This is a genomic window from Ornithinimicrobium cavernae (genome assembly GCF_003121625.1).
Classification (GTDB): Bacteria; Actinomycetota; Actinomycetes; order Actinomycetales; family Dermatophilaceae; genus Ornithinicoccus; species Ornithinicoccus cavernae.
This window is the reverse complement of the sequence record NZ_QDDJ01000023.1, coordinates 1-24,740: the sequence shown is the minus strand read 5'-3', so window position 1 is coordinate 24,740 and position 24,740 is coordinate 1. Positions and strand designations below refer to the sequence as shown.

General features: G+C 71.9%; 22 protein-coding genes and 1 rRNA gene. 19 read left to right on the top strand and 4 right to left on the bottom strand.

Annotation, left to right across the window (positions count from 1 at the left end; genetic code table 11):
* The 14 genes from rrf to DA085_RS20410 all read left to right on the top strand — a co-directional run.
* Positions 1 to 87, top strand: a 5S ribosomal RNA gene (gene rrf / locus DA085_RS20475); the annotation flags it as partial.
* A gap of 143 nt (positions 88 to 230) precedes the next feature.
* A complete protein-coding gene (locus tag DA085_RS20470; RefSeq protein ID WP_109474851.1) occupies positions 231 to 1,673 on the top strand; it encodes a hypothetical protein in 1,443 nt (480 codons plus the stop codon).
* Positions 1,670 to 2,491, top strand: coding sequence for an HAD-IIA family hydrolase (locus DA085_RS20465; RefSeq protein ID WP_109474850.1), 822 nt, complete (start codon positions 1,670 to 1,672; stop codon positions 2,489 to 2,491). Before DA085_RS20470 ends, DA085_RS20465 begins: the two co-directional genes overlap by 4 nt.
* 139 nt (positions 2,492 to 2,630) lie before the next feature.
* Positions 2,631 to 2,840 carry a hypothetical protein gene (locus DA085_RS20460; protein ID WP_109474849.1) on the top strand — a complete coding sequence of 70 codons (210 nt, stop codon included), beginning with the start codon at positions 2,631 to 2,633 and terminating at the stop codon, positions 2,838 to 2,840.
* A gap of 4 nt (positions 2,841 to 2,844) precedes the next feature.
* Positions 2,845 to 3,708, top strand: a complete 864-nt coding sequence (locus DA085_RS20455; protein ID WP_109474848.1) for a TlyA family RNA methyltransferase — start codon at positions 2,845 to 2,847, stop codon at positions 3,706 to 3,708.
* Positions 3,709 to 4,596 carry an NAD kinase gene (locus DA085_RS20450; protein WP_109474847.1) on the top strand — a complete coding sequence of 296 codons (888 nt, stop codon included), beginning with the start codon at positions 3,709 to 3,711 and terminating at the stop codon, positions 4,594 to 4,596. It begins immediately after the preceding gene.
* A gap of 9 nt (positions 4,597 to 4,605) precedes the next feature.
* Complete coding sequence (gene recN, locus DA085_RS20445; protein ID WP_202619349.1) at positions 4,606 to 6,348, top strand: DNA repair protein RecN; 1,743 nt, start codon at positions 4,606 to 4,608, stop codon at positions 6,346 to 6,348.
* Between the two features lie 146 nt (positions 6,349 to 6,494).
* Entirely contained in the window at positions 6,495 to 7,682 is a 1,188-nt protein-coding gene (gene steA / locus DA085_RS20440; RefSeq protein WP_109474846.1) for a putative cytokinetic ring protein SteA, read from the top strand.
* The gene (locus DA085_RS20435; RefSeq protein WP_109474845.1) at positions 7,679 to 8,992 is read left to right on the top strand and encodes a copper transporter; all 1,314 of its coding nucleotides are present in this window, start codon (positions 7,679 to 7,681) and stop codon (positions 8,990 to 8,992) included. The genes steA and DA085_RS20435 overlap by 4 nt, the downstream gene beginning before the upstream one ends.
* Positions 8,989 to 9,912: a hypothetical protein gene (locus DA085_RS20430; protein WP_237565644.1), complete on the top strand. Its 924-nt coding sequence runs from the start codon at positions 8,989 to 8,991 to the stop codon at positions 9,910 to 9,912. The genes DA085_RS20435 and DA085_RS20430 overlap by 4 nt, the downstream gene beginning before the upstream one ends.
* A 77-nt stretch (positions 9,913 to 9,989) precedes the next feature.
* Complete coding sequence (gene murJ, locus DA085_RS20425) at positions 9,990 to 11,579, top strand: murein biosynthesis integral membrane protein MurJ (protein ID WP_161958592.1); 1,590 nt, start codon at positions 9,990 to 9,992, stop codon at positions 11,577 to 11,579.
* Between the two features lie 23 nt (positions 11,580 to 11,602).
* Positions 11,603 to 12,709 (top strand): glycosyltransferase family 4 protein, encoded by a 1,107-nt coding sequence (locus tag DA085_RS20420; RefSeq protein ID WP_202619348.1) that lies wholly within the window; start codon positions 11,603 to 11,605, stop codon positions 12,707 to 12,709.
* A 6-nt stretch (positions 12,710 to 12,715) separates the two neighbouring features.
* On the top strand, positions 12,716 to 14,398 hold the full coding sequence (locus DA085_RS20415) for a CTP synthase (RefSeq protein ID WP_109474842.1): 1,683 nt from the start codon (positions 12,716 to 12,718) through the stop codon (positions 14,396 to 14,398).
* Positions 14,398 to 15,003, top strand: a complete 606-nt coding sequence (locus DA085_RS20410; protein ID WP_109474841.1) for an NUDIX domain-containing protein — start codon at positions 14,398 to 14,400, stop codon at positions 15,001 to 15,003. The genes DA085_RS20415 and DA085_RS20410 overlap by 1 nt, the downstream gene beginning before the upstream one ends.
* An 8-nt stretch (positions 15,004 to 15,011) precedes the next feature.
* Here the strand turns inward: DA085_RS20410 and DA085_RS20405 are convergent, their stop codons facing one another.
* Together DA085_RS20405 and DA085_RS20400 are read right to left on the bottom strand one after the other, a co-directional pair.
* Positions 15,012 to 15,974: a hypothetical protein gene (locus DA085_RS20405; protein ID WP_109474840.1), complete on the bottom strand. Its 963-nt coding sequence runs from the start codon at positions 15,972 to 15,974 to the stop codon at positions 15,012 to 15,014.
* A complete protein-coding gene (locus tag DA085_RS20400; RefSeq protein WP_109474839.1) occupies positions 15,967 to 16,467 on the bottom strand; it encodes a sigma-70 family RNA polymerase sigma factor in 501 nt (166 codons plus the stop codon). The genes DA085_RS20405 and DA085_RS20400 overlap by 8 nt, the downstream gene beginning before the upstream one ends.
* Positions 16,468 to 16,924: 457 nt before the next feature.
* On the opposite strand from DA085_RS20400, the gene aspS reads away from it, so the two are divergent.
* Positions 16,925 to 18,751, top strand: a complete 1,827-nt coding sequence (gene aspS, locus DA085_RS20395) for an aspartate--tRNA ligase (protein ID WP_109474838.1) — start codon at positions 16,925 to 16,927, stop codon at positions 18,749 to 18,751.
* 22 nt (positions 18,752 to 18,773) lie between these two features.
* Here aspS and DA085_RS20390 read toward each other — a convergent pair whose 3' ends face one another.
* Entirely contained in the window at positions 18,774 to 19,217 is a 444-nt protein-coding gene (locus DA085_RS20390; protein ID WP_202619347.1) for a M15 family metallopeptidase, read from the bottom strand.
* Positions 19,218 to 19,703: 486 nt separating this feature from the next.
* Between DA085_RS20390 and DA085_RS20385 the strand changes: the two genes are divergently transcribed.
* The 4 genes from DA085_RS20385 (at position 19,704) to DA085_RS20370 (ending at position 24,459) form a co-directional block, all read left to right on the top strand.
* Entirely contained in the window at positions 19,704 to 21,188 is a 1,485-nt protein-coding gene (locus DA085_RS20385; protein WP_109474836.1) for a phytoene desaturase family protein, read from the top strand.
* A 639-nt stretch (positions 21,189 to 21,827) separates the two neighbouring features.
* Positions 21,828 to 22,766 carry a MetQ/NlpA family ABC transporter substrate-binding protein gene (locus tag DA085_RS20380; RefSeq protein ID WP_109474835.1) on the top strand — a complete coding sequence of 313 codons (939 nt, stop codon included), beginning with the start codon at positions 21,828 to 21,830 and terminating at the stop codon, positions 22,764 to 22,766.
* Between the two features lie 2 nt (positions 22,767 to 22,768).
* Entirely contained in the window at positions 22,769 to 23,788 is a 1,020-nt protein-coding gene (locus tag DA085_RS20375; RefSeq protein ID WP_109474834.1) for a methionine ABC transporter ATP-binding protein, read from the top strand.
* A complete protein-coding gene (locus DA085_RS20370; RefSeq protein ID WP_109474833.1) occupies positions 23,788 to 24,459 on the top strand; it encodes a methionine ABC transporter permease in 672 nt (223 codons plus the stop codon). Before DA085_RS20375 ends, DA085_RS20370 begins: the two co-directional genes overlap by 1 nt.
* 11 nt (positions 24,460 to 24,470) lie before the next feature.
* Here DA085_RS20370 and DA085_RS21215 read toward each other — a convergent pair.
* A partial coding sequence (locus DA085_RS21215) for a hypothetical protein (protein ID WP_419866527.1) occupies positions 24,471 to 24,740 on the bottom strand: 270 nt, incomplete at its 5' end.

The following is a 24,740-nucleotide window of genomic DNA, read 5'->3' as shown; positions in this document are numbered from 1 at the left end:
GGACACATACCGAACCCGGAAGCTAAGCCTCTCAGCGCCGATGGTACTGCACTGGTGACGGTGTGGGAGAGTAGGACACCGCCGGACAAACATTCACACTAGCCTCACCCGCCCCTCACGGGGTCGGGTGAGGCTAGTGGCATTTGTGGACCGTTTGTCCTGGACTGACGGCTGCGAGGACGTGTCCTTGTGGCGCGTAGACTGCCGAAGAACTGAAACGAGGAGGCCGCATGGCTGAGGAGACCCCCCAGACACCGGGTTCAGACGACCGCGAGAGCGGTCGTCGGGACGAACGCCGGGGCGGACGTGGAGAGCGTCGCGACAGCGATGGACGTGACAGCGCCCGCCGCAGCGGGGAACGCCGGGCTGGCGGTTGGCGCGGGGACGGTGCCGGCAGCGAGCGTCGTGGCGGCCGCAGCGAGTGGAGGCCCAGGGGCGAGGGCGCGGGAGACCGCGGGGAGCGCGGCACGGGGGACCGGGGGAGCAGTGGTGACCGCAGCGGCGCGGGTGGGGCGTCCGGTGGTTACCGCTCTGGTGGTGAGCGTGGGCCGCGGCGTGAGGACGACCGGGGTGGTTACCGCTCTGGTGGTGAGCGTGGGCCGCGGCGTGAGGACGACCGGGGTGGTTACCGCTCTGGTGGTGAGCGTGGGCCGCGGCGTGAGGACGACCGGGGTGGTTACCGCTCTGGTGGTGAGCGTGGGCCGCGGCGTGAGGACGACCGGGGTGGTTACCGCTCTGGTGGTGAGCGTGGGCCGCGGCGTGAGGACGACCGGCGTGGGAGCTTCCAGCGTGGTTCCCGCGAGGGGTTCCGAGGGCACTCACAGCGAGGCGGTGCCGACCGTCCCTCTCGGGACAGTGACAACTGGCTGCGCGGTCCCCGCCCGGACCGCAAGCCGGAACCGGAGATTCCCGAGCACATCGAGGCGAGCCAGCTCGACAGGGCTGCCCGTCGTGAGCTGCTGACCCTGAGCAAGGAGAACGCCGACGGCGTCGCGCGCCACCTGGTCGCGGCTGCGGAGGCGCTGGAGGCAGAGGACCTGGACAGAGCCCTGGCCCACGCCGAGAACGCGTCCCAGCGGGCGGGTCGCGTGGCGATCGTGCGCGAGGTCCTCGGCTTCGTCCACTATCGGAGAGCGGAGTGGTCCGAGGCCCTCCGCGAGTTCCGCACGGCCCGCCGGCTCAGCGGCTCCCACCACCTGTTGCCGCACATGGCCGACGTCGAGCGTGGGCTCGGTCGCCCGGACCGTGCTATCGAGCTGGCCCAGGAGCCGGCTGCGCAGTCGCTGAGCGCCGCCGATCGCGTCGAGCTGGAGATCGTGGTCAGCGGGGCCCGGCGCGATCTCGGACAGACCGACGCCGCGGTCCAGACGCTGCGCGACCTGGTGCAGGCCAGCCCACCCGAACGCTCGTGGGCACCCCGTCTGTACTACGCCTACGCCGAGTCGCTCCTGGGCACCGGTGATGCCGCGGCCGCCAGGGAGTGGTTCGCCCGTGCCCTCGACGCGGACCGCGACGGACTCACCGACGCCTCGGACCGGCTGGCGGAGCTGGACGGTGTGGACATCACTGACCTCGGTGGGGACGAGGAGAGTGAGAACTCGGAGACCGACCGCGGCGCGTCCGGTGTGGACCAGACACGGGGCGAGGAGATCGTCGAGAGGGACGAGCCGTGACCTACCGCGCACTCCTCTGTGATCTTGACGGTGTGGTCTATCGGGGCGCCACCGCCTGCGAGGGTGCCGTCGAGGGGTTGTCAGCGGCGCGGGCCGCCGGACTCCCCATCCTCTTCCTGACGAACAACGCGGCGCGTCTGCCCGGTGAGGTCGCCGGGCACCTGCGTGCCCTCGGCGTGGAGGCGCACACCGACGAGGTCCTCAACAGCTCCCAGGTCGCTGCCGGCTACCTGCGCCGGCACCACCCGGTGCCGGCGGGGCGCTACGTGCTTCCCGTCGGAGGCCCTGGTGTGACGGCTGCGCTGGACGAGCAGGGCATCCCGGTCGTCGAGCCGAGCGAGGTGCTCCGGCGCGGCGGCAGCGAGATCGTGGCCGCGGTGGTGCAGGGCTACGGCGCGGCCGTGGGATGGGCCGAGCTGGCCGAGGCCACCTACGCCGTCGCCTCCGGCGCCTACTGGGTCGCGACGAACACTGACGCCACACTGCCCACCGAACGCGGACAGGCCCCGGGCAACGGCTCGCTGGTCGCAGCCGTCGCGCACGCCACGGGCAGGCAGCCGGACCTGGTCACCGGCAAGCCGCACGCTCCGGCGTTCGAGATCGCCCTGCAGCGGCTGGGACTCCCGCCGGAGGACGTGCTCATGATCGGCGACCGGCTCGACACCGACATCGAGGGGGCTCGACGTGCCGGACTCGGCACCGCGCTCGTCCTGACCGGCGTGCACGGACACGCGGACGTGGAGGCCGCGCAACGGGCCCAGCAGCCGGACCACGTCGTGCGCACCATCCCCGACCTCGCGGGCCACTGGGCGGCCTAGCACGGTCCGTGTGCCCGCTGCACGGAGCGCGTCGCGCAGCGGGCCGGAGGAACCGGGCCGCTCGGGAAGGGGCCGCCAGCCGGACCGCGGGTGTGGAGAACCTGGAACCGTGCAGGCGCGGTCGCGCTATCCTGCGAGCATGAGCCAGCCGCCCCCCGAGACCGGCGATCCCGTGGTCGATGAGGTCCTCGTGACCTTCCGCGCCTCGGCCGAGGCACCCCTGGGTGACCGCGCCGAGGCTGCGGTGCTCGCGCAGCGGCGCTTGCAGGAGCGGCTCTCGGAGTCCGCCCCGGGCAACGGTCCCGCAGCAGCGATGCGGCGCGCTGCAGGCGGTCCGCAGTCCTCGTGACCACGTGAGCGACTCGTGCAGGCTTGACCAGCACCTGGTCCGGGCCGGCCTGGCCCGCTCGCGCACGCAGGCACAGCGGCTCATCCGCGCCGGTGAGGTCACCGTCGACGGCCACGTGACGGACAAGCCGTCGTATGCCGTGCTGCCGGGCCAGCAGGTCAACGTCACCGACGGCGAGACGAGCAGGTGGGTGGGGAGGGGGGCCCTGAAGCTGCTGCACGCCCTGCACACCTGGCAGAGCGGCTCGCGACCGGATGAGAGGTCCGCTCGGACATCCGGTGCGGAGAGCGGTCGCCGGCTCCGGGTGGCCGGGCGTCGCTGTCTGGACGTGGGGGCCTCCACCGGCGGCTTCACCCAGGTCCTGCTCGAGCACGGGGCGGCCCATGTGACCGCCCTGGACGTCGGCCACGGCCAGCTCGTCGAGAGCCTCGCTGCTGACCGGCGGGTCACCGAGGTGTCCGGCACCAACATCCGTGAGGTCGGCCCCGGGAACCTCGGCACCTTCGAGCTGGTCGTGGGAGACCTGTCCTTCATCTCCCTGACCCTCGTCCTGCCGGTCCTGGTGCCGCTGCTCGAGCAGGACGGTGACGTGGTGCTCCTGATCAAGCCACAGTTCGAGGTGGGGCGGGAGCGACTGGGCCGCGGGGGCGTCGTGACGTCACCGGCCGAGCGGGCAAGGGCGTTGGGCCGCGTGATCGGGACGGCCACCGGGCTGGGCTGGAACGTCCACGGCGTGGAGCGCTCACCCGTGCTGGGTGCCCACGGCAACACCGAGTACCTGCTGTGGCTGGCGACCTCCGCACCAGGCATGATGAGTCCGGGCGGAACGACCGCCCGCATCCGTGAGCTGACCGGGGAGAGTGACTAGATGACCCGTCGCATCCTGCTGGTCACGCACGCCAACCGCCCCGACCTCCCCGCCCTGGCGACCGAGGTCGCCACGCAGCTGCGGGAGCACGGCATCGAGGTGCACGAGCTGGAGCAGGGGTGGGACAGCCTCGAGGACGACCCGGAGGTCGCTGCCCTGGCGGCGGACGCCGAGCTGGTCGTGATCCTGGGCGGTGACGGCACGATCCTGCGCGGCGCCGAGGTGTCCCGTGCCGCGGGCATCCCGTTGCTGGGGATCAACCACGGTCGGGTGGGTTTCCTCGCCGAGGCGGAGCGCGAGCACACCTCGCACGTGGTGGATCGCATCGTGGCGCGTGACTACGCGGTCGAGGACCGGATGACCCTGGAGGTCAACGTCTACCGGGACGGCGACCATGTCGCACACACCTGGGCGCTCAACGAGGCCTCGGTCGAGAAGTCCGCGCGGGAGCGGATGCTCGAGCTCACAGTCGAGATCGACGGCCGCCCACTGTCCACCTGGGGGTGTGACGGTGTGGTCGTGGCCACTCCGACCGGTTCCACGGCCTATGCGTTCTCGGGCGGCGGGCCGATCGTCTGGCCTGACGTGCAGGCGGTGCTGGTGGTCCCGATCTCCGCGCACGCCCTGTTCGCCCGGCCGGTCGTGCTCGGGCCGGACACCCGGGTGGCGGTCGAGGTCGTTCCCCATGCGACGACCCACGGTGTGATGTGGTGCGACGGCCGCCGGACGGTGGACCTCCCGCCGGGCGCCCGGATCGAGGTATGCCGTAGCGACACCCCTGTGCGCCTGGCCCGTCTGACCTCCGACCCGTTCACCGACCGGCTCGTGGCCAAGTTCGCGCTGCCGGTCGCCGGGTGGCGCGGCAAGCCTGACGGTGCTCCGGCCTAGAGTGCGAGCGTGCTGACCCGCATCAGGATCCAGCGACTCGGCGTCATCGAGGACGCCGAGCTCGAGCTGTCCCCGGGACTCAACGTGATCACGGGGGAGACCGGCGCCGGCAAGACCATGGTGGTCTCCGGGCTGGGGCTGCTGTTCGGCGCCCGGGCGGACTCGGGCATGGTGCGCTCCGGCGCCTCGTCGGCCGTGGTCGAGGGAGAGGTCGACGTCCCGGCGGGACACCCCGCCGCCGAGCGGGTGGACGCGGCCGGCGGAGAGAGCCGGGACGGTCTCATCCTGGTGCGCACGGTCAGCGCGGAGGGACGCTCCCGCGCCCACGTCGGTGGACGTGCTGCCCCCGTCGGGGTGCTCAGCGAGGTCGGCGAGCACCTGATGGCGGTGCACGGTCAGGCGGACCAGTGGCGACTGCGGGCGCCCGAGCAGCACCGTGTGCTCCTCGACGCCTTCGGCGCCACGCCCGTCCGGGAGGCCCAGGAGACCTATGCGCACGCCCACCGGGAGTGGACGAGCGTGCGAGAGGAGCTGGCGCGCCTCAGCACGGCAGGGGCGGAGCGCACCCTGCGCGCAGACCTGCTGCGCGCGGCTCTGGAGGAGATCGAGGCCGTCGACCCCCAGGAGGGCGAGGAGGACGCCCTCCGAGCGGAGGGGCAGCGCCTGGCGCACGCGGACGGCCTGCGCCAGGCCGCGGACACGGCACACGCGGTGCTGTCCGGTGGTGACGAGGCCGTGGTCGACGACCTGCGCCCCGTGACGGAGCTGCTCGCCGCGGCACGCCAGGCGCTCGCGCCGGTCGCCGAGCACGACCCTGAGCTGGGGGCGCTGGGGTCGCGTCTCGACGAGCTCAGCTACCTGACGGCGGACCTGGCCGGTGAGCTGGCGTCCTACTCGTCCGGCATCGACGTCGACCCGGGCCGCCTCGCCTGGGTGCAGGAGCGCCGCTCGGTGCTGACCGCCCTCCTGCGCAAGTACGGCGAGAGCACCCAGGCGGTCCTGGCCTGGTCGGGGCAGGCGGCCGCCGAGCTCGCCGACCTGGACGGGTCCGACGACCGGATCGCGGCCCTCACCGAGGAGGAGCGGAGGTGGCGCCGGGAGCTCGTCGCAGCGGGGGAGGCACTGACCGACGCCCGCCGAGCGGCCGCCGAGACCCTGGGCACCCGGGTCGAGGCCGAGCTGACGCACCTGGCCATGGGGGGTGCCCGCGTGCAGGTGGCCGTGCGGCACCGGCCGGACCCGGACGGCGTGGAGCTCGCGGACGGAGAGCGCGTGCGGGCCTGGTCGCACGGTCTGGACGAGGTCGAGATCCTGCTGGCAGCCAATGCCGGCGCACCGCCCCGCACGGTCACCCGGGCCGCGTCGGGCGGTGAGCTGTCCCGGGTCATGCTCGCGCTCGAGGTCGTCTCCGCCCAGGGGGACGTGCCGACCTATGTCTTCGACGAGGTGGACGCCGGTGTCGGAGGCGCCGCCGCCCTCGACCTGGGGGCGAGGTTGGCCGCGCTGGCCCGGACGGCGCAGGTGATCGTGGTCACTCACCTGGGTCAGGTTGCCGCGTTCGCGGACCGGCACCACGTGGTGCACAAGAGCTCTGACGGTGCCATCACCGCCAGTGACGTGCGCTCCGTGGAGGGGCCGGAGCGGGTGGCCGAGATCGCCAGGATGCTCGGCGGTGTCACCGACTCCCGGGCGGCGCTCGACCACGCCCGCGAGCTCGTGGAGGAACACGCCCCGCAGCGTCTCGGCGGCTGAGCAGGCGCACGCCCCGCGGTGTCCCGGTGGCCGGACGGCGATATCGTCCCGCAGCGTCGGCGGCTCAGCAGGAAGCACGCCGAGCGGCGCGTGCGGGACCGGGGCAGCGTCGGTTCACTCCGGAACCGTGGCACGATGGGGCGACCATGAGCCTGTCCAGATCCCCGGTGCCCTCGGCAGTGCCCGACGGTCCCCCCGTGGAGGGACCGGTCCGGGTCGACGCACGCACCAAGAACCTGACCAAGCGCCTCGCCCACGGCGACATCGCGGTGATCAACCACGAGGACATCGACCAGGTCAGCGCGTTCGCCCTGGTCGCGTGCAAGCCGGCCGCTGTGATCAACGCGACGGCCTCCATCAGCGGCGCCTATCCCAACCTGGGGCCGAAGATCCTCCTCGAGGCCGGCGTGCCGCTGATCGACCGTGCGGGCGAGGCGTTGCTGACGCAGGTGACCGAGGGAGCGACCGGCCGGGTCGTCGGCAACCGGCTGATGGTGGACGACGTGGTCGTCGCAGAGGGCACCCGCCTGGACCTGGCCACCGTCGAGGAGGCCATGGAGCAGGCCCGGGCCAACATCTCCGACCAGATCGAGGCCTTCTCGCGCAACACCATGGAGTACGTCCGGGAGGAACGAGAGCTCCTCCTGGACGGGATCCAGCTGCCGGAGACACGCACCGAGCTGGAGGGGCGCTACGCGCTGGTCGTCGTGCGGGGCTACCACTACAAGGAGGACCTGCAGACGCTGCGTCCCTTCATCCGCGAGGCGCGTCCGGTGCTGATCGGCGTCGACGGGGGCGCCGACGCCCTGCTGGAGCTCGGTTACCGGCCCGACCTCATCGTCGGAGACATGGACTCCGTCGGTGACGCCGCGCTGCAGAGCGGTGCGGAGATCATCGTGCACGCCTACCGGGACGGCCGCGCCCCGGGCCTGGACCGGGTCAGGGCCCTGGGGATCGATGACGCCGTCGTCCTGCCCGCCATCGGCACCAGCGAGGACGTCGCGATGCTCCTGGCGGACGGTAAGGGTGCTGACCTGATCGTCGCCGTGGGCACGCACGCCACCCTGATCGAGTTCCTCGACAAGGGCAGGCAGGGCATGGCGTCGACGTTCCTGACGCGGCTGCGCGTCGGCAGCAAGCTGGTCGACGCCAAGGGGGTGAGCCTGCTGTACCGCAGCAGGATCTCGTCGGCTGCCCTGTCCTGGCTCGTCCTGGCCGGGATGCTGGCCGTGCTGGCCGCCCTCGCCGCCACTCCCGGCGGCCGGACCGCGATGGGTGTGCTGGCGGTCCGGTGGGACGACTTCTGGGCCCTGATCGGAGGACTGTTCGGGTGATCGACTTCCGCTACCACCTGGTTTCCCTGGTGGCTGTCTTCATGGCGCTCGCTGTGGGCATCGTGCTCGGTGCCGGGCCGCTCGGCCAGGAGATCTCCTCCACCCTGGAGGCCCAGGTCAAGGACCTGCGCGAGGAGCGCAATGCCCTGCGGGCCCAGCTGGACCAGGCCGCCGCCCGTGAGGACCTCAAGGCGCAGGCCCTTCAGATCCTCACCCCGACCCTCATCGATGACCAGCTGACCGGCCGCCGCGTGGCGCTGGTCACCCTCCCGGGCGCGGACCGCAACATCGTGGGTCAGCTGCAGGAGCAGATCACCTCCGCCGGCGGAGAGGTCCTGCTGACGTCCCGGATGGGTGACGCGTGGACGGACCCGGAGGCCGCGGCCACTCGTCACGAGGCCGCTGCCGAGCTCGCCCCGACCCTCGCCGAGCCGGCGCCACGGGAGGGTGCCGAGCCCACGGTCGAGACGATCATCGCGGCCGCACTCTCCGGCAGCGACGAGGAGACCGCGACAGGAGCCTGGCGCTCGACGATCGAACGCCTTGAGGAGCTGGACATCCTCACGACGAACTGGGCCGATGGCCAGAACCCGCAGCTCGTGGCCGCGCCGGACACCTTCGTGGTCGTCACCGGCGACCTCGACGTGCAGGACGTCGAGGAGGAGGAGACGGGAGACCCGCTGCTCCAGCAGTCACTGGACCTGGTGGGCGCCTTCGGTGAGCTCGACGTCCCGACCCTGGTGGCGGGCTATGGCACCGAGAGCTACGCCGACCCGGTGCAGGCCGCCGAGTCGCCGATCATCCGCGGCCTGCGGGCCGAGTCCGCGCTCGCCGAGGCGGTGTCCAGTGTCGACAACGTGGAGGGGCCGACCGGACAGCTGGCGGCGGTGCTGGGCCTGCGCTGGGCCGTCGACGGCGAGCCGGGACACTGGGGCATCGGGACCGACTCGCTGGCGCCCATGCCGGAGGTGCCCGAACCGATGACCCCGGAGGTGGAGGATCCGGCGACGGGGCCGACGCTGCCCACGGACCCCACGCTGCCCCTGGATCCCACCCTCCCGGGCAGCGACGCAGACCAGGGAGCGGTGCCACCTCCCGTGCAGGAGGACGCCGACGGCTCGGGCGCCGACGCCGGCACAGACGTCGGGGATGAGCCGCCCGAAGGAACGACGTCACCGGACAGCACGTCACCGGACAGCACGTCACCGGACAGCACGTCACCGGACAGCACGTCACCGGACAGCACATCGCCAGAAAGCACCTCATCGGACAGCACACCGCCCGGCACGGAGGGGGCCACCGTCCCGTGAGGCCACTGCGGGACGGGCTCCTGACCGCTGCCGGGGCCGCCGGCACGGCGCTGGTCTGGCACGGTCTACGCTCCGGACGCACCGCACCGTGGGCCGCGCGGTGGGAGCGGACCAACCATGCCGGCCGGCCGGTCACCCTGCTCGAGGGCGTCGCGCTGGTGGCAGGGACCGCCGGCTCGGCCGCGCTGACCGGCGCGGGGTGGGGGCCCGGTGCCGGACCCCTCCCGTATGCCGTCGCCTCCCTGGGGGCAGGCGCCCTGGGGGCGCTGGACGACCTGCGTCAGGACACGGACCGCAAGGGGCTTGCCGGTCACCTCCGGGCTCTGGCCCACGGGCGGGTCACCACGGGGGCCGTGAAGATCCTCGGTCTGGCGGCAACGGGCCTGGTGGCCGCCGCACTCCAGGACGCACAGCAGCGGAGCACCTGCCCGGACAACGTCGACCCGCAGGGCCCGAGTGGGACCGGGAGCGGACGGGTCAGTGGGGGCCGCCCGCTGTGGGGCACTCTCGTGGGCGCCGCCGTGGTCGCCGGGTCAGCCAACCTGGCCAACCTCTTCGACCTGCGTCCGGGTCGCGCCCTCAAGGTCGGGGCGCTGACGGCCGTGCCGCTGGTCCTGACCGGGCCGGGGTCCCCGGCCGCGGCGGTGACGCTCGGCTCGTCGCTGGCCCTCCTGCCGGACGACCTGGCCGGCACGAGCATGCTTGGTGACACCGGTGCCAACCCCCTGGGCGCGGTCCTCGGCCTGGCCCTGGTGGCCCGGCAGGGCCCCCTGGCCCGGACCGTCTCGCTGGGGGTGGTCACGGCACTCACGCTGGCCTCCGAGAAGGTCAGCTTCACCCGGGTCATCGAGGCGACGCCCGTGCTGCGGGAGCTGGACGCCCTCGGGCGGACGCGCCCAGGGAGTGCGGGCCGGTCATGAGCACGGCGGAGCCTCCGACGTCAGAGGATGCTCCGGGGGCTTCGGGAGCCTCGACGGCGCCGAGCCCCAGGCTGGCGGTGGGCAGCATCGCGGCGGCAGCCGGGCTCATCGCGGTCGTCACGCTGGTGGGCCGGGCGGTCGGCCTGGGCCGGTGGCTGGCGTTCAGCAACGGGGTGGGCGCGACCTGTGTCGGCGAGATCTACCAGACCGCCAACCTCGTCCCCAACGCGTTGTACGAGATCGCCGCCGGCGGGGCCCTCGCGGCCGTCGTCGTCCCCCTGGTCTCGGGACACCTGCACCGCGGTCGGGAGGACCTCGCGGACCGCACGGCGTCCGCCCTGCTCACCTGGGCGCTCGCTGTGCTGCTGCCACTGGCCCTCCTGACCGCGCTGCTGGCCCGCCCGATCGCCTCCCTGCTCCTGGGGACCGCCCACGAGTGCGGCGCCGCCGCGCTCGACACCGCCGTCACGATGCTCACGGTCTTCGCCCCGCAGGTGGTGCTCTACGGCGCGGGCATCATCCTCGCCGGGGTGCTGCAGGCCCACCGCAGGTTCCTCGCCGCCGCCGTCGCTCCGCTCCTCTCCAGCCTCGTCGTCATCGGCGTCTACCTGGCCTACGGCGCGTGGGTCGCCCCCGGGGCCGGTCTGGGCGTCGTGCCCTCCGGTGCGATCCTGCTGCTCGCCTGGGGCACCACGGCAGGGGTGGTGGCGCTGAGCCTGCCGTTGCTCGTGCCGACCTGGCGCGCCGGTGTGCGGCTGCGCCCGACCCTCGGCTTCCCGCAGGGTGCCGGTCGCCGCGTCGGGACGCTGGCCGTCGCGGGGCTGGCGGCCGTCGCGGCCCAGCAGGTCTGCGTGCTGGTCACCGTCTGGCTCGCCAACGCAGCCGACGGTGTCGGCACGCTGAACGTCTACACCTACGCCCAGACCGCCTACCTGCTGCCGTATGCCGTGCTGGCTGTCCCGCTCGCGACCGCCGCCTTCCCCCGGCTCACCTCCGAGGAGGCTGGCCCCGTCCTGCGGCGCACCCTCCTGTCGGTCGCCGTGGCCGGTGTGGTCGGTGCGGTCGCCCTCATCGCGGTCCGTCGCGAGGTGGGCAGTCTGTTCGGTGCGCTCGATGCCGGCGGCGGGGGCGCGGGGGAGCAGGCACTCCTGGCCCTGCCCGCCACACTCGCCTGGTACGCCCCGGGCCTGCTCGGTCTTGCCGTCACCGCGCTGCTGTCCCGGGCGCTGTACGCGCGGGGCTCGGCGCTGGCGGCCGGCGGTGCCGTCGCGCTGGGGTGGCTGGTGGCCGCCATGGTCCCGCTCGCGCGGCTGGCGGGCGCCGACACCGAACCCGCGGACACCCTGGTGACCCTGGGCCTGGGGAGCTCGGTCGGGATGTCCCTGACCGGCATACTCCTGGTCGTGCTGGTGAGACGCTCCTGGGGGACCGCTGTGACAGAGGGGATCTGGCTGCCCAGCGCCGTGGCTCTCGGCGGTGCCCTGGTCGCCCTGGCGGCGCGCGAGCTCGCGGCAGGCGTGGACGTGACGGACTGGGGCACGGCCCTCGCCGTCGGGCTGCTGACCGGGCTGGCGGTCCTGGGGGCGGCCCTGGGCGCGCTGCGGGTCGGGGCGCGGGGCGCCTACGGGGACATGATGGGCGGGATCCGGCGCCGTGGGGTTAGATGACGGACGTGGGGTGTGATGCAAGCGTGAGCCGAATCCTGATGGTGACCGGTGTGGTCGCCGGAGGAGTGGGCCGGCACGTCGAGCAGCTGACGCGCAGCCTGGTCGAGCTGGGCCACCAGGTGGTGGTTGCCTGCCCACCGGTCGTGGCGGCGCGCTTCGGGCTGGTCGACGCGGGCGCGGAGCACATCCCCCTGGAGATCGGGTCCCGGCCACTGCCGCAACGGGACCGGCGCTCGGTGGCGACCCTGCGGGAGGCGATGTCAGACGTCGACGTCGTCCACGCGCACGGGGTGCGCGCCGGGGCGCTGTCCGTCCTCGCCCGCGAGGGTGCCCGACCGGCGCTCGTCGTCACCACCCACAACGCCGCACCGGAAGGCCGCCTGGCGGCTGTCGTCCACCGCAACCTCGACCGTGTGGTCTGCCGCGGCGCCGACCTGGTGCTGGGGGTGTCCGAGGACCTCAGTGAGGTCGCGCGGGACCGTGGCGCGCGCGACGTCGGCTCCGCGGTCGTGCCCGCGGCGCACCCCGAGCCGACCAGGAGCCGGGCCGAGGTGCGCCGGGAGCTCCGGCTCGAGGACGGCACACCGCTGGTCGTCGCGGTGGGCCGACTGGCCCCGCAGAAGGGGTTCGACCGGCTGCTCGACGCCCTCGTCGCGGCTGACACCGCGCCGGGTGAGGCACTGCTCGTGATCGCCGGTGACGGGCCCCAGGCCGCGGCGCTGCAGCGCCGCATCGACCGGGCGGGGCTGCCCGTCCGGCTGCTGGGCCACCGACCGGACGTGCCCGACCTGCTCGCTGCCGCCGACGTCGCCGTGTCGTCCGCGCGGTGGGAGGGACAACCCGTCTGGCTGCAGGAGGCCCTCGCCGTCGGCGCACCGATCGTGGCCACCGACGTCGGCGGCACACGGCAGGTGCTGGACGGGGCCGGGCTCCTGGTGCCCGGCGACGACCCCGAGGCACTGGGGGCAGCACTGAGCGCCGTCCTCCGGGACGAGGTGCTGCGGGATGACCTGCGGGCCAGGGCCCTGCGCAGGGCGACCGAGCTGCCCACCGCCGCGGACGCTGCCGAGGCCGCCCTGACGGCATACCGGCGTGCCTTGTCCGGCGCACAGACGCGTGACGTAGACTGACAGCCCGTGGCGGATCAGACAAAGCACATCTTCGTGACCGGAGGAGTTGCCTCCTCACTCGGCAAGGGCCTGACCGCCTCGAGTCTCGGACTACTTCTGAGGGCGCGCGGCCTGCGCGTGACCATGCAGAAGCTCGACCCCTACATCAACGTGGATCCCGGGACGATGAACCCGTTCCAGCACGGTGAGGTCTTCGTGACCGAGGACGGGGCGGAGACCGACCTGGACATCGGCCACTACGAGCGGTTCCTCGACGTCAACCTGCGCGGGCGCGGCAACGTGACCACCGGCCAGGTCTACAACGACGTCATCGCCAAGGAGCGTCGCGGGGAGTACCTCGGTGACACGGTCCAGGTGATCCCGCACATCACCAACGAGATCAAGGCCCGGATGCGGGCGGATGCCCACGAGCTGCCGGCCGAGGACACCCCGGACGTCATCATCACCGAGATCGGCGGCACCGTCGGCGACATCGAGTCGCTGCCCTTCCTCGAGGCCGCCCGGCAGGTCCGGCACGACCTGGGCCGCGGCAACTGCTTCTTCGTGCACGTGTCGCTGGTGCCCTACCTGGCCCCCAGCGGCGAGCTGAAGACCAAGCCGACCCAGCACTCGGTCGCCCAGCTGCGCCAGGTCGGCATCACGCCCGACGCCCTCGTGCTGCGCGCGGACCGCGACATCCCCATGTCGATCAAGCGCAAGATCTCGATGATGTCCGACGTGGACGTCGACGGCGTCGCGGCGTGCGTGGACGCGCCCTCGATCTATGACATCCCCAAGGTGCTGCACGGTGAGGGACTGGACGCGTATGTCGTCCGCACCCTCGGCCTGCCCTTCCGCGATGTCGACTGGACCGACTGGGACGCGCTGCTGCAGCGCGTGCACCAGCCGGAGCACGAGGTGGAGATCGCCCTGGTCGGCAAGTACATCGACCTGCCGGACGCGTACCTGTCGATCACCGAGGCCCTGCGGGCCGGTGGCTTCGCCAACGACGCCCGCGTGGCCATCCGCTGGGTGGCCTCCGACGAGTGCCGCACCGAGGCCGGCGCGAGCAGGTCCCTCGCCGGTGTCGACGCGGTCCTGGTGCCCGGCGGCTTCGGCATCCGCGGCATCGAGGGCAAGATCGGCGCGCTGCGCTGGGCCCGCGAGCGCCAGGTGCCCACGCTGGGCATCTGCCTGGGGCTGCAGGCGATGGTCATCGAGTTCGCCCGCAACGTCGCCGGCATCGAGGGTGCCAGCTCCACCGAGTTCGACCCGGACACCCCGGCCCCGGTCATCGCGACCATGGAGGAGCAGCGCGCGTTCGTCGAGGGCGCGGGTGACCTGGGCGGGACCATGCGCCTGGGCTCCTACCCCGCCAGGCTCACCGAGGGCTCGGTGATCGCCGGGGTCTACGGCACGACCTCCGTCGACGAGCGGCACCGGCACCGCTACGAGGTCGGCAACGCCTACCGCGAGCAGCTGAGCGAGGCCGGCCTGGTCTTCTCCGGGACGTCCCCCGACGGAGAGCTGGTGGAGTTCGTCGAGCTGCCGGAGGACGTCCACCCCTACTACGTCTCCACGCAGGCGCACCCCGAGTTCAAGTCGCGCCCGCACCGGGCGCACCCGCTCTTCGCGGGCCTGGTCGCCGCAGCCCTGGGTGTGCAGCGCAGCCAGCGCCTCGTCGAGGTCGAGCGCACCCCTGCGGGCTGATGTCGCTCGGGGCCCCGCGACTCGGTCTCGCGGACGTCGTCGACGTGATCCGGCGCCGACCCGTCTCGGAGTCCGAAGTGGTCTTCGCGGGCCGGGTCTGGGACGTCCGCAGCGACACGATCGACCTCGGGGACGCCGGGACGGTGGTGCGGGAGTATGTCGCCCACCCCGGAGCGGTCGCTGTGCTCGCCGTGCGCGAGGACCGTGGTGAGCCCGAGATCCTGCTGATCCGGCAGTACCGTCACCCCGTCGGTGCCGAGGACTGGGAGCTGCCGGCCGGCCTGCTGGACGTGCCGGGCGAACCACCCGTGGAGGCGGCCCGGCGGGAGCTCGCCGAGGAGGTCGACCTGGTGGCCGGCCGCTGGGAGGAGCTGACCTCGTTCACCACCTCACCAGGCGGTCTCGACGAGGTGATCACCCTCTTCGTGGCCTCCGACCTGACAGACGTCGCCGACGCCGACCGGCACGTCCGTGAGCACGAGGAGGCCGGTATGCCGTCGGGCTGGGTGCCGCTCTCGGTCGCCGTCCAGGCGGTCCTCGGCGGGCAGGTGCGCAACGCGCCCATGATGCTGGGCGTGTTGGCGCTCGCTGCCCGCCGTCGCTAGGACCTGCGTCAGTTGTCGGCCACCAGGGCCGAGAGCCGCTCGAGCTCGGCAACCGCCTGGGCGTCGGTGACCCCGGAGTCGTCGGCGGACCAGTCGATGAGCCGGAAGGTGGAGACCGCCTCTGTCGTCCCGTCGTGCTGGACGACGTAGTAGAAGTCGGTCATCGGGTCGGTGCCGTCCCGGAAGGTCGTGGTGACCCGGTAGGCACCGGACAGCTCCAGCGGCTCGACGTCCAGCTCGATGTTGTCGGCCTCCGCCGGTGCCTCGCAGGCCGCCAGGGCGGCATCGAGGTCGTTGACGTAGGTGGCGGCGGTCTGCGCCGACTCCAGGACCCGCACCCGTTGCGTCCCGAAGGCGGAGCCGTTGGCCCCGACGCTGAGCAGTCCGAAGGTGCCCTCGTCCTCGGCGCCCCAGTAGACGTCGTCCGGGTCGCACTCGAACAGGGCCGTCGTCTCGAAGTCGCCGATGGCGCCCTGACTGGAGGCCGCCCCCAGGGTGAACGGCTGGGACGCCCACAGGGCAGGTGGCACGAACAGGCTGAGGTCGGGCCCGCCCGACTCGGCCAGGACCAGCTTCTCGGGGTCGGCCGGTGCCGCGTCGGCGTTCTCGCCGCTGCCGGTGGGTTCCTCGGTCTCGCTCGGAGAACCGGTTTCCTCCTCCGGGGACTCCGTGGTGCCGTCCGGCAGGTCCTCGGTCTGGTCCCGCTCGGTTGTGCGGCCGTCTCCCGCCGGTGCGGTGCTGGGGGTGCCGTCCAGGGCCTGGTAGCCGAACCACGACAGTCCGAGCACGGCGGCCGCCCCCGCGGCGATGCCGGCGACGGCCCGGTGCCGTTGGCGCCCGGCCCTCCGCATGACGAAACGGACGTCCGGGATGCCTGCGGCGTCCACGTCCTGGCGCAGCGCCCCGAGCGAGGCGCGCAGGCGGTCGTCCTGGTCCTGGGTCCAGTCCTGGAACTCCTGCTCCTCACGCATGGTCGTTCTCCTTGATCTCGAGCGCGACGGCGAGCTGGCGCCGGCCGCGGTGCAGGTGGGACTTGATGGTGCCGACGGCCGCCCCGGTCTCCCGGGCGATCTGTTCGATCGACAGGTCGGCGATGTAGTAGAGGGCCATCGACTCACGGATGGGGTCGCTGAGGGTCTGCATGGCCTGGAGGACGGCGACCCGGTCCACCCCCGGACCGTCCGGCGCGGCCGGGACGCCGTGCCGGACATAGGCCCGGTCCTGGGCGCCCTGCTTGCGCCACGCAGAGATCGCGAGGCGTCGGGCGACCGTGCGCACCCAGGCCAGCGGCTCGTCATACGTGCCGATCGTCGCCCACCGCTGCCAGGCCCGGGCGAACGCCTCCTGTGTGCTGTCCTGGGCGATCGTCATGTCGCCGGTCGTGGCATAGACCAGATGAACCACTCTCGGTGCGGCCGCGGTGTAGAACTCCTCGAACTCGCGCTCCGCCTGGTTCCGGCTCATCGTTGCCTCCTGCCCCTCATAGTGTCGTCCCCTCGTCGTGAGTGTGGTCGGTGGTGCAGCCGCGGTGCGGATACAGCCGGTTCGGTTGTTCATCCCTCCACACGCGGGGCCGGGACAGAAGGTTGCGGGTCGACAGGGCCGTGATCGCCCAGGAGCCGTTCACCAGAGCAGGAGGGTGCCGGTCGGTCAGGGTCGTCGAATCGTGGTGCGGGCGCCGTTGCCGGGGCCGTAGACTGGTCGCCGTGTGCGGGGCGGAGTGACGACCCGCCCGAGCCGGTGACCCGAGGTCCACCGGCTCGCCCGTGCACCGCGCGTCCGGCGGACCGACGAGAGGCCGGGACCGACCCGGCGAAGGTGTGGTGGCACCGCGACCTGGCCCCCGCCCACACCTTGCAGGGCTGCCTTTGCGAACCGTTGGGGGCAGACTCCTCAGCGGCGCGACCCGAGAGGAGACCTCATGCTTCGCACCCACGAGGCCGGCACGCTGCGACCCGAGCACGTCGGCACCACCGTCACCCTCACCGGTTGGGTGGCCCGTCGCCGGGACCACGGGGGAGTGGCCTTCATCGACCTGCGCGACGCCAGCGGCATCGTCCAGGTCGTCGCCCGTGACGAGGTGCTGACCGGCACGGCCCACGACCTGCGCAGCGAGTACTGCGTGCGCGTGGTCGGTGAGGTGACCGCCCGCGAGGACAAGGACGTCAACCCCGACCTGCCGACCGGTGCGGTCGACGTGGTCGCCACCGACATCGAGGTGCTCTCGGCCTCCGAGGCCCTGCCGTTCCAGATCGACGAGCGGGTCAGCGTCGGCGAGGAGGCGCGGCTGCGCCACCGTTACCTCGACCTGCGTCGCCCCGGGGCACGCTCCGCCGGCCAGAACCTGCGCCTGCGCAGCAAGGTCAACGCCGCCGCCCGCAACCTGCTGGGCGAGCGGGACTTCGTCGAGATCGAGACGCCGACCCTGACCCGTTCCACCCCCGAGGGGGCGCGTGACTTCCTGGTGCCGGCGCGCCTGCAGCCCGGCAGCTGGTACGCCCTGCCGCAGAGCCCCCAGCTGTTCAAGCAGCTCCTCATGGTGGCGGGCATGGAGCGCTACTACCAGATCGCCCGTTGCTACCGGGACGAGGACTTCCGGGCCGACCGCCAGCCGGAGTTCACCCAGCTCGACATCGAGATGAGCTTCGTCGAGCAGGACGACGTGATCGAGCTCGGTGAGGCGATCGCCACGGCGGTCTGGCAGACCATCGGGGTCGACCTGCCGACACCGTTCCCGCGGCTCACCTACGCCGAGGCGATGTCCCGCTACGGCACCGACAAGCCCGACCTGCGGTTCGGCAACGAGCTGGTGGAGTGCACCGAGTTCTTCGCCGACACCCCCTTCCGCGTCTTCCAGGCCGAGTACGTCGGCGCGGTCGTCATGCCCGGCGGCGCCAGTCAGCCGCGGCGCCAGTTCGACGCCTGGCAGGAATGGGCCAAGCAGCGCGGGGCCAAGGGTCTGGCCTATGTCACGGTCGGCGAGGACGGCACCCTCGGCGGGCCGGTCGCCAAGAACCTGTCGGACAGCGAACGCGAGGGCCTCGCGGCGCACGTGGGCGCCACGCCCGGCGACTGCGTCTTCTTCGCCGCCGGGGCGGTCAAGGCGTCGCGTGCGCTCCTCGGCGCCGCCCGTCTGGAGATCGGTCAGCGGGTCGGCCTGATCGATGAGTCGGCCTGGTCGTTCGTGTGGGTCGTCGACGCACCGCTGTTCGAGCCCGCGAGCGACGCCGTCGCCTCCGGTGACGTGGCTGTCGGTGCCGGCGCGTGGACCGCCGTGCATCACGCCTTCACCTCACCCCAGGAGGAGTTCCTCGACACCCTCGAGGACGACCCGGGGGCGGCGCTCGCCTACGCCTACGACCTGGTGTGCAACGGCAACGAGATCGGCGGCGGCTCCATCCGTATCCACCGTCGCGACGTGCAGGAACGGGTCTTCGCCATCATGGGGCTGGGCGAGGAGGAGGCGCAGGAGAAGTTCGGCTTCCTCCTCGAGGCCTTCAAGTTCGGCGCGCCGCCGCACGGTGGCATCGCCTTCGGCTGGGACCGGATCGTCGCGCTGCTGGCCGGCGCGGAGTCGATCCGTGACGTCATCGCGTTCCCCAAGTCAGGCGGTGGGTTCGACCCGCTGACCGAGGCCCCGGCACCGATCACACCGCAGCAGCGCAAGGAAGCCGGTGTGGACGCCAAGCCCGAGACCAAGGCGCCGGCTCCGCAGGGCGCCGACGAGGTGAACCCACGACAGAGCTGAGCGTCGCGCTAGCCCACCGGGTTCAGTCGGCTCCGGCGTGCGGCACCAGCTCGGGGCAGACTGCCCCGGGCTCGGTGAGCAGCTCGAAGTGCCACCACTCGTTGGCGTAGCGGCGGCACAGGCCGTGACGCCAGCCCTCCGCGACCAGCCAGTCGGCTCCCTCGGCGGCGACGTCGATCGCCTCACCGGAGACGTGCGCGGACTCCTCGGGAGGCAGCACCCACTGTGCTGCCTCCTCGGCGGAGCCGTAGCGCTCGACTGCCTCGTCGAACAGGCGCTGCTGCTCCTCCGCCGAGCGCCGGCCGGAGGTGATCAGGATCTCCACCCCGGCCTGTGCGGCGTCGGCCCGTGCCTGCTCCAGGGCGTGGGCCAGCGACGGTGCGAGCGCGGTCCTCGAGCCGGTGCCGGGCTGTCCGGTCCGGAGAGCCACGGATCCGAGCACGAGCGCCAACACGACGAGCGCCACCACGACGAGCGTCAGCAGACCCCAGTGCCACGGGGAACGGGCGGCGGTGCGACGAGGGGGCTGTGGCGGCGTGGGGTGATGAGTCCGGTGGAGGTGCTGGGCGTGGGACGATCCGGACCCGGATCGCCGTCGCTCGCTGTCGTGGACACCCCCTCGCAGCGGGTGACCAGCTGAGGTCGCGGGAGCTCTGTCTGGTGCCATCCGGCCAGCCTCGTGCCCGTCATCGCCCCGGCGCGTCAGACGGCGGGACCTTCTTCGTGCCGCCACAGTCATCCCACGGGCCTACGGTGGGCAACCCAGCGGATGAGCAGCGGCAGCCCGTGGCGCCAGCGCGCACTGGACGAGGCAGGCTCGCCCGGGGGCCAGGGCGCACTGGACGAGGCAGGCTCGCCCGGGGGCCAGCGCGCACTGGAAGAAGCAGGGTCGCCCGGGGGCCAGCAACGCGGAGGTCCGTTCGTGCGTGCTGCCAGTCGCTAGGCTGCACACGTGACCGCGGAACGCGCTGATGTCGTGATCGTCGGGTCTGGTCCGAACGGTCTGGCCGCCGCCGTCATCCTCGCGCGGGCGGGACTGTCGGTCACCGTTCTCGAGGGACAGCCGACCGTCGGTGGGGGAGTGCGCACCCTCCCGCTGGTCACGGACCGGGTGGCGGGGTCAGCGGGGCTGGTCCGCGATGTGTGTGCTGCCGTGCCCGCCGCGGCGCCGACCTCACCCTTCTTCGCCGCGTTCGACCTCGCTGCTCGAGGGGTGGAGCTGATCGTTCCCGACGTGTCCTACGCGCAGCCCCTGGACCGCGGCCGCGCCGGGGTCGCCTACCGCGCGCTCGACCGCACTGTCGAGCGCCTGGGGACCGACGGTCTGCGGTGGCGGCGCCTGCTGGGCCCACTGACGGCATACGCCCCGGAAGTTGCCTCGATCGCCCTGTCGGACAAACGGTCCCTGCCCTCGGGTGACCCGCTCCGCCTCGGCCGAGCAGCCCTGGCCATGGGGGCGAGCACCAGCCTGATGGCCCGGGCCTGGGGGGACGGCTACTGGAGCACCGAGGAGGCGCGGAGCCTGATCGGTGGGGTCTCCGCCCACACGATCTCCGCCCTCCCGTCACTCGCCGCGGCGGGCACCGCGAGCTATCTCGGGGCGCTCGCCCACACCCGACAGGGGTGGCCGCTGGTGCGGGGAGGCATCGGTGCCATCAGCCGGGTGCTCGAGGCTGACCTCGTGGCGCACGGGGGGCGAGTCCTCACCGACCACCCCGTCCGGTCGCCGAAGGACCTGCCGCCTGCTCGCGTGCACGTCCTCGACATGCATGCGCGGGGCGCAGCGGAGCTCCTCGCCGAGCCCTACCGCTCACGGCTGCAGGTGCCTCTCGGCGGAGGTGCCTGCAAGCTGGACTATGTGCTGAGCGGTCCTGTGCCGTGGACCGACCCGGAGGTGCGGCGGGCCGGCACGGTGCACGTGGGAGGCACCCTCGCCGAGATGCGGGCGGCCGAGGCGGAGGTGGCGTCCGGTCGGCATGCAGAGCGCCCGGTGGTCCTGGTGAGCGACCCGGCACAGCACGACGACACCCGGTTGGGGCCCCGGGGGCTGCGACCCGTCTGGGCCTATGCCCACGTGCCGACGGGGTCCGGCCAGGACGTGCGACCCGCGGTGGAACGCCAGCTCGAGCGGTTCGCCCCCGGTTTCCGTGACCTCGTGGTCGACTGCGTCGTGACCCCCGCTGCGCGCCTGGCCGATCACAATGCGGCCTACCCGGGGGGCGACATCGCGGGTGGCCTCATCAGTATGTGGCGCATGGTGGCGCGACCCGGACCGGCCATCGACCCGTATGCCGTGGCGCCGGGTGTGTATCTCTGCTCACAGTCCGCGCCTCCCGGCCCGGGGGTGCACGGAATGGCCGGACTCCACGCGGCCCGTCGAGTCCTACGTCGAGAGTTCGGCATGACGCAGATTCCGTCGCTCGCACCCGGGAAATGACGCGGAATCTGCGGCGCGATTCGCAGAGTGGGTGGCTGAGCGCGATGGTTCTTCGGTCGGGCCCGTTTTGACACGTGAACCGTCAACCGTTTCTAATGTTCTCGTCGGGCTCTTCGCCCGGCCACCGGCCGCACCCGGCCATGGGCTATCTGCCCGGTTTCAACGCAACGATGGAGAGTTCATGAGCAGCCACGCTGTCCACACTGTGTCGGTCCGTCCCGTCGGGCGCCGAGGCATGTGCTGCGTGATGCGCTGCCGCTCCATGATGTGTCGCGGCTGCTGACGCCCCCACTACGCCTGGAGCTGCCCGCTCCATGACGTGTCGTGGTTGCTGACCCTGACGAGCTGTCACTGGAACACGTGTCGACGCAGACAGCCGTACGGCACGTCGCAGACCTGTAAGTCGCTCGTGTGACGGCCTGGGTGAGCTGCTGCTACTGAGCAGCTCACTCCTGCAGACCCCGCTCGTTCCGCCCCCTTCCCGAGCTCGCGGCAGCGCTGCCGCTGATGAGCACCAACCCGAGCGCCCCGCGTCCTTGAGTACGCGGTGTCGCCCACCACCTGCTGGCCCCCGCTGACCGCCTGCCGTCTGTCCCCTCCGTCCGGGGGCGCCGGCACCCACCCTTGAGAGGCAATCCAATGTCTGAGAGCACCACCACCGGCACCATCCCCGTCCTGCCCGAGAAGCCGAAGCGCAGTCGGACCCCACTGATCGCAGGAGGCCTGGTCCTGGTCGCTGCGCTGGGGGTCGGCGGTTGGGCCCTCCTGGGGCAGAACGAGGACGCTGACGTCATCCGCATCGGCACGACCGAGGCCTCCCAGCCGCACTGGCAGATCCTGACGGAGAAGGCCGCTGAGGCCGGGATCGAGGTGGAGATCGTGAACTTCAGTGAGTACACGCTCCCCAATCCTGCGCTCGCTGAGGGAGAGATCGACCTCAACTCCTTCCAGCACCTGCTCTACCTGGCGGATCACAACGTGAACACTGGCGATGACCTGCAGCCGATCGGCTCGACGATGATCGTGCCGCTGCCCCTGTACTCCGAGAAGTACGACTCGGTCGACCAGTTCGTGAAGGGTGACCAGGTGGCCATCCCCAACGACTCCACCAACCAGGCCCGCGCGTTGTTCGTGCTCGAGAGCGCCGGGCTAATCACCTTCAGCGGGGAGCCGGTGTCCCCGACTCCGGACGATGTGGACGAGGCAGCATCCACGGTGGTCGTGCGTCCCGTGGAGGCGAGCCAGACCGCAGGCCTGATCCACGACGCCGACGTCGCCGGTGTGATCACCAACAACAACTTCGCCACCGACGCCGGGTTCGACCTCGACGGCTATGTGCACGCCGACGACCCCGAGTCGCCGGGCGCGCAGCCCTACATCAACGTGTTCGCGGCACGCCCCGGAGACCTGGACAACGAGACGTATCGCAAGATCGTCGAGCTCTACCACGACCCCGAGGTGCTGGCGTCGGTCGTGGAGTCGTCCGGTGGCACCGCAGTGATCGTCGAGGGCTACGACACCGAGCGCCTGCAGGACGTCCTGGAGCAGACGGAGTCCAACCTGCAGGCCAGCAACTGACCGTGTCTCACATCATCGAGTTCCGGGACGTCACCAAGGTGTTCTCGGGTCGCGCCGGCACGGTCACAGCGGTCGACCATGTCGACCTGAGTGTCGAAGAGGGCGAGATCTTCGCCGTCATCGGCTACTCCGGTGCAGGCAAGAGCACGCTGGTGCGCCTGATCAACGGGTTGGAACGGGTCACCTCGGGCGCCCTGATCGTGGACGGCGAGGACGTGGTGCGGATGTCCGAGTCACAGCTGGAGCGCAAGCGGCGCGACATCGGGATGATCTTCCAACAGTTCAACCTGTTCCGCTCGCGGACGGTTGCCGGCAACGTGGCGTTCCCGCTCAAGGTGGCTGGGTGGCCGCGCGACAAGCGCGATGCGCGGGTCGCCGAGCTGCTCGACTTCGTCGGGCTCCTGGACCGGGCGCACTCCTACCCCGAACAGCTGTCCGGGGGTCAGAAGCAGCGCGTCGGAATCGCCCGTGCGCTGGCCGCCGGGCCGAAGATCCTGCTGGCCGATGAGTCGACCAGCGCGCTGGACCCGGAGACGACACAGGACGTGTTGCGCCTGCTCAAGAAGGTCAACCGGGAGCTGGGCGTCACCGTTGTCGTGATCACCCACGAGCTGGAGATCGTGCGTGCACTGGCCGACCGGGTCGCCATCCTGGAGTCGGGTCGGGTGGTGGAGTCGGGCACTGTGTTCGAGACGTTCTCCAAGCCTGCGTCAGAGGTCGGTCGGAGGTTCGTCTCGACGGTCCTCCACGACCAGCCGCGCGGCGACGACCTGGCCAGGATCCGGCAGGCCCACCCTGGTCGCATTGTGACGGCCACCATTCACGACGGCTCACGCCTTGGTGCGGTGCTTGCCGGTGCAGGAGCTCACGGAGTGACCTTCGAGATCGTGTACGGCGGGATCGGCACGCTGCAGGCACGGTCCTTCGGCTCCCTGACGCTAGAGCTCACCGGACCCGCGCCGGCTGTGGACCGGGTTGTCGCTGATCTTCGGGGCGTGACGGAGATCGAGGAGGTGGCTTGATGAACGAGGGTTTTCAATGGAGCGAGCACGGCTCCAACCTGATCGAGGCGACCGGCCAGACGCTCTACATGGTCTCCGCGACCCTGCTCATCGGCGGGGTGCTCGGGCTGGCTCTCGGCATGGGCCTCTACACCACGCGGCGCGGTGGACTTCTCCAGCAGAGATGGGTCTTCGGCTTCTTGAACCTGCTGGTCAACATCTTCCGGCCGATCCCGTTCCTGATCCTGCTCTTCGCCGTCGCCCCGCTCACCGTGGGAATCGTCGGAACCCGGTTGGGTAGCACCGCCATGATCGTTCCGATGTCTGTGGCCGCGACGTTCGGCGTCTCGAGGATCGTCGAGCAGAATCTTGTGGCCATCGATCCTGGAGTCATCGAGGCAGCCCGAGCGACGGGTGCGACGAGGTGGCGGATCATCACCACGCTGCTCGTGCCGGAGGCACTCGGACCCCTCATCCTTGGCTACACCTTCATCTGCATCGCGGTCGTGGACATGTCGGCCCTGGCCGGCACGCTGGACGGTGGAGGTCTGGGCGCCTTTGCTCTGGACTATGGCTACAAGCGCTGGAACTTCGGTGTCGTGTGGGTGACCGTGATCGTCATCATCGTCCTGGTGCAGCTGGCTCAGGCTCTCGGCAACCGCCTGTCCAGGAAGGTCATGCACCGCAACTGACCTGCTAGCCATCAGAAGGGTGGTGGGGCGTCGGGGTCGTGTGTCCAGGGGGTGGTCGGGCCGTCGCTGTTGGGTGTGGCGGTCGTGCCGCCGGTGCCGTTGCTGTCGCTGTCGTGGTTGTCCGGTCCGCTGGATGCGCTGTCGGTGCTGTCGGTGCCGTCGGTGTCGTCGGTCGTGCTGGACGCGTGGTGGCGGTCGTGTTCGGCGCGGGTGGTGTGGGGGTCGGGGTGGTAGGTGCGGCGCCCGTTCTGGGGGGTGTGGGTGAGGGTGATCTGGTCCCA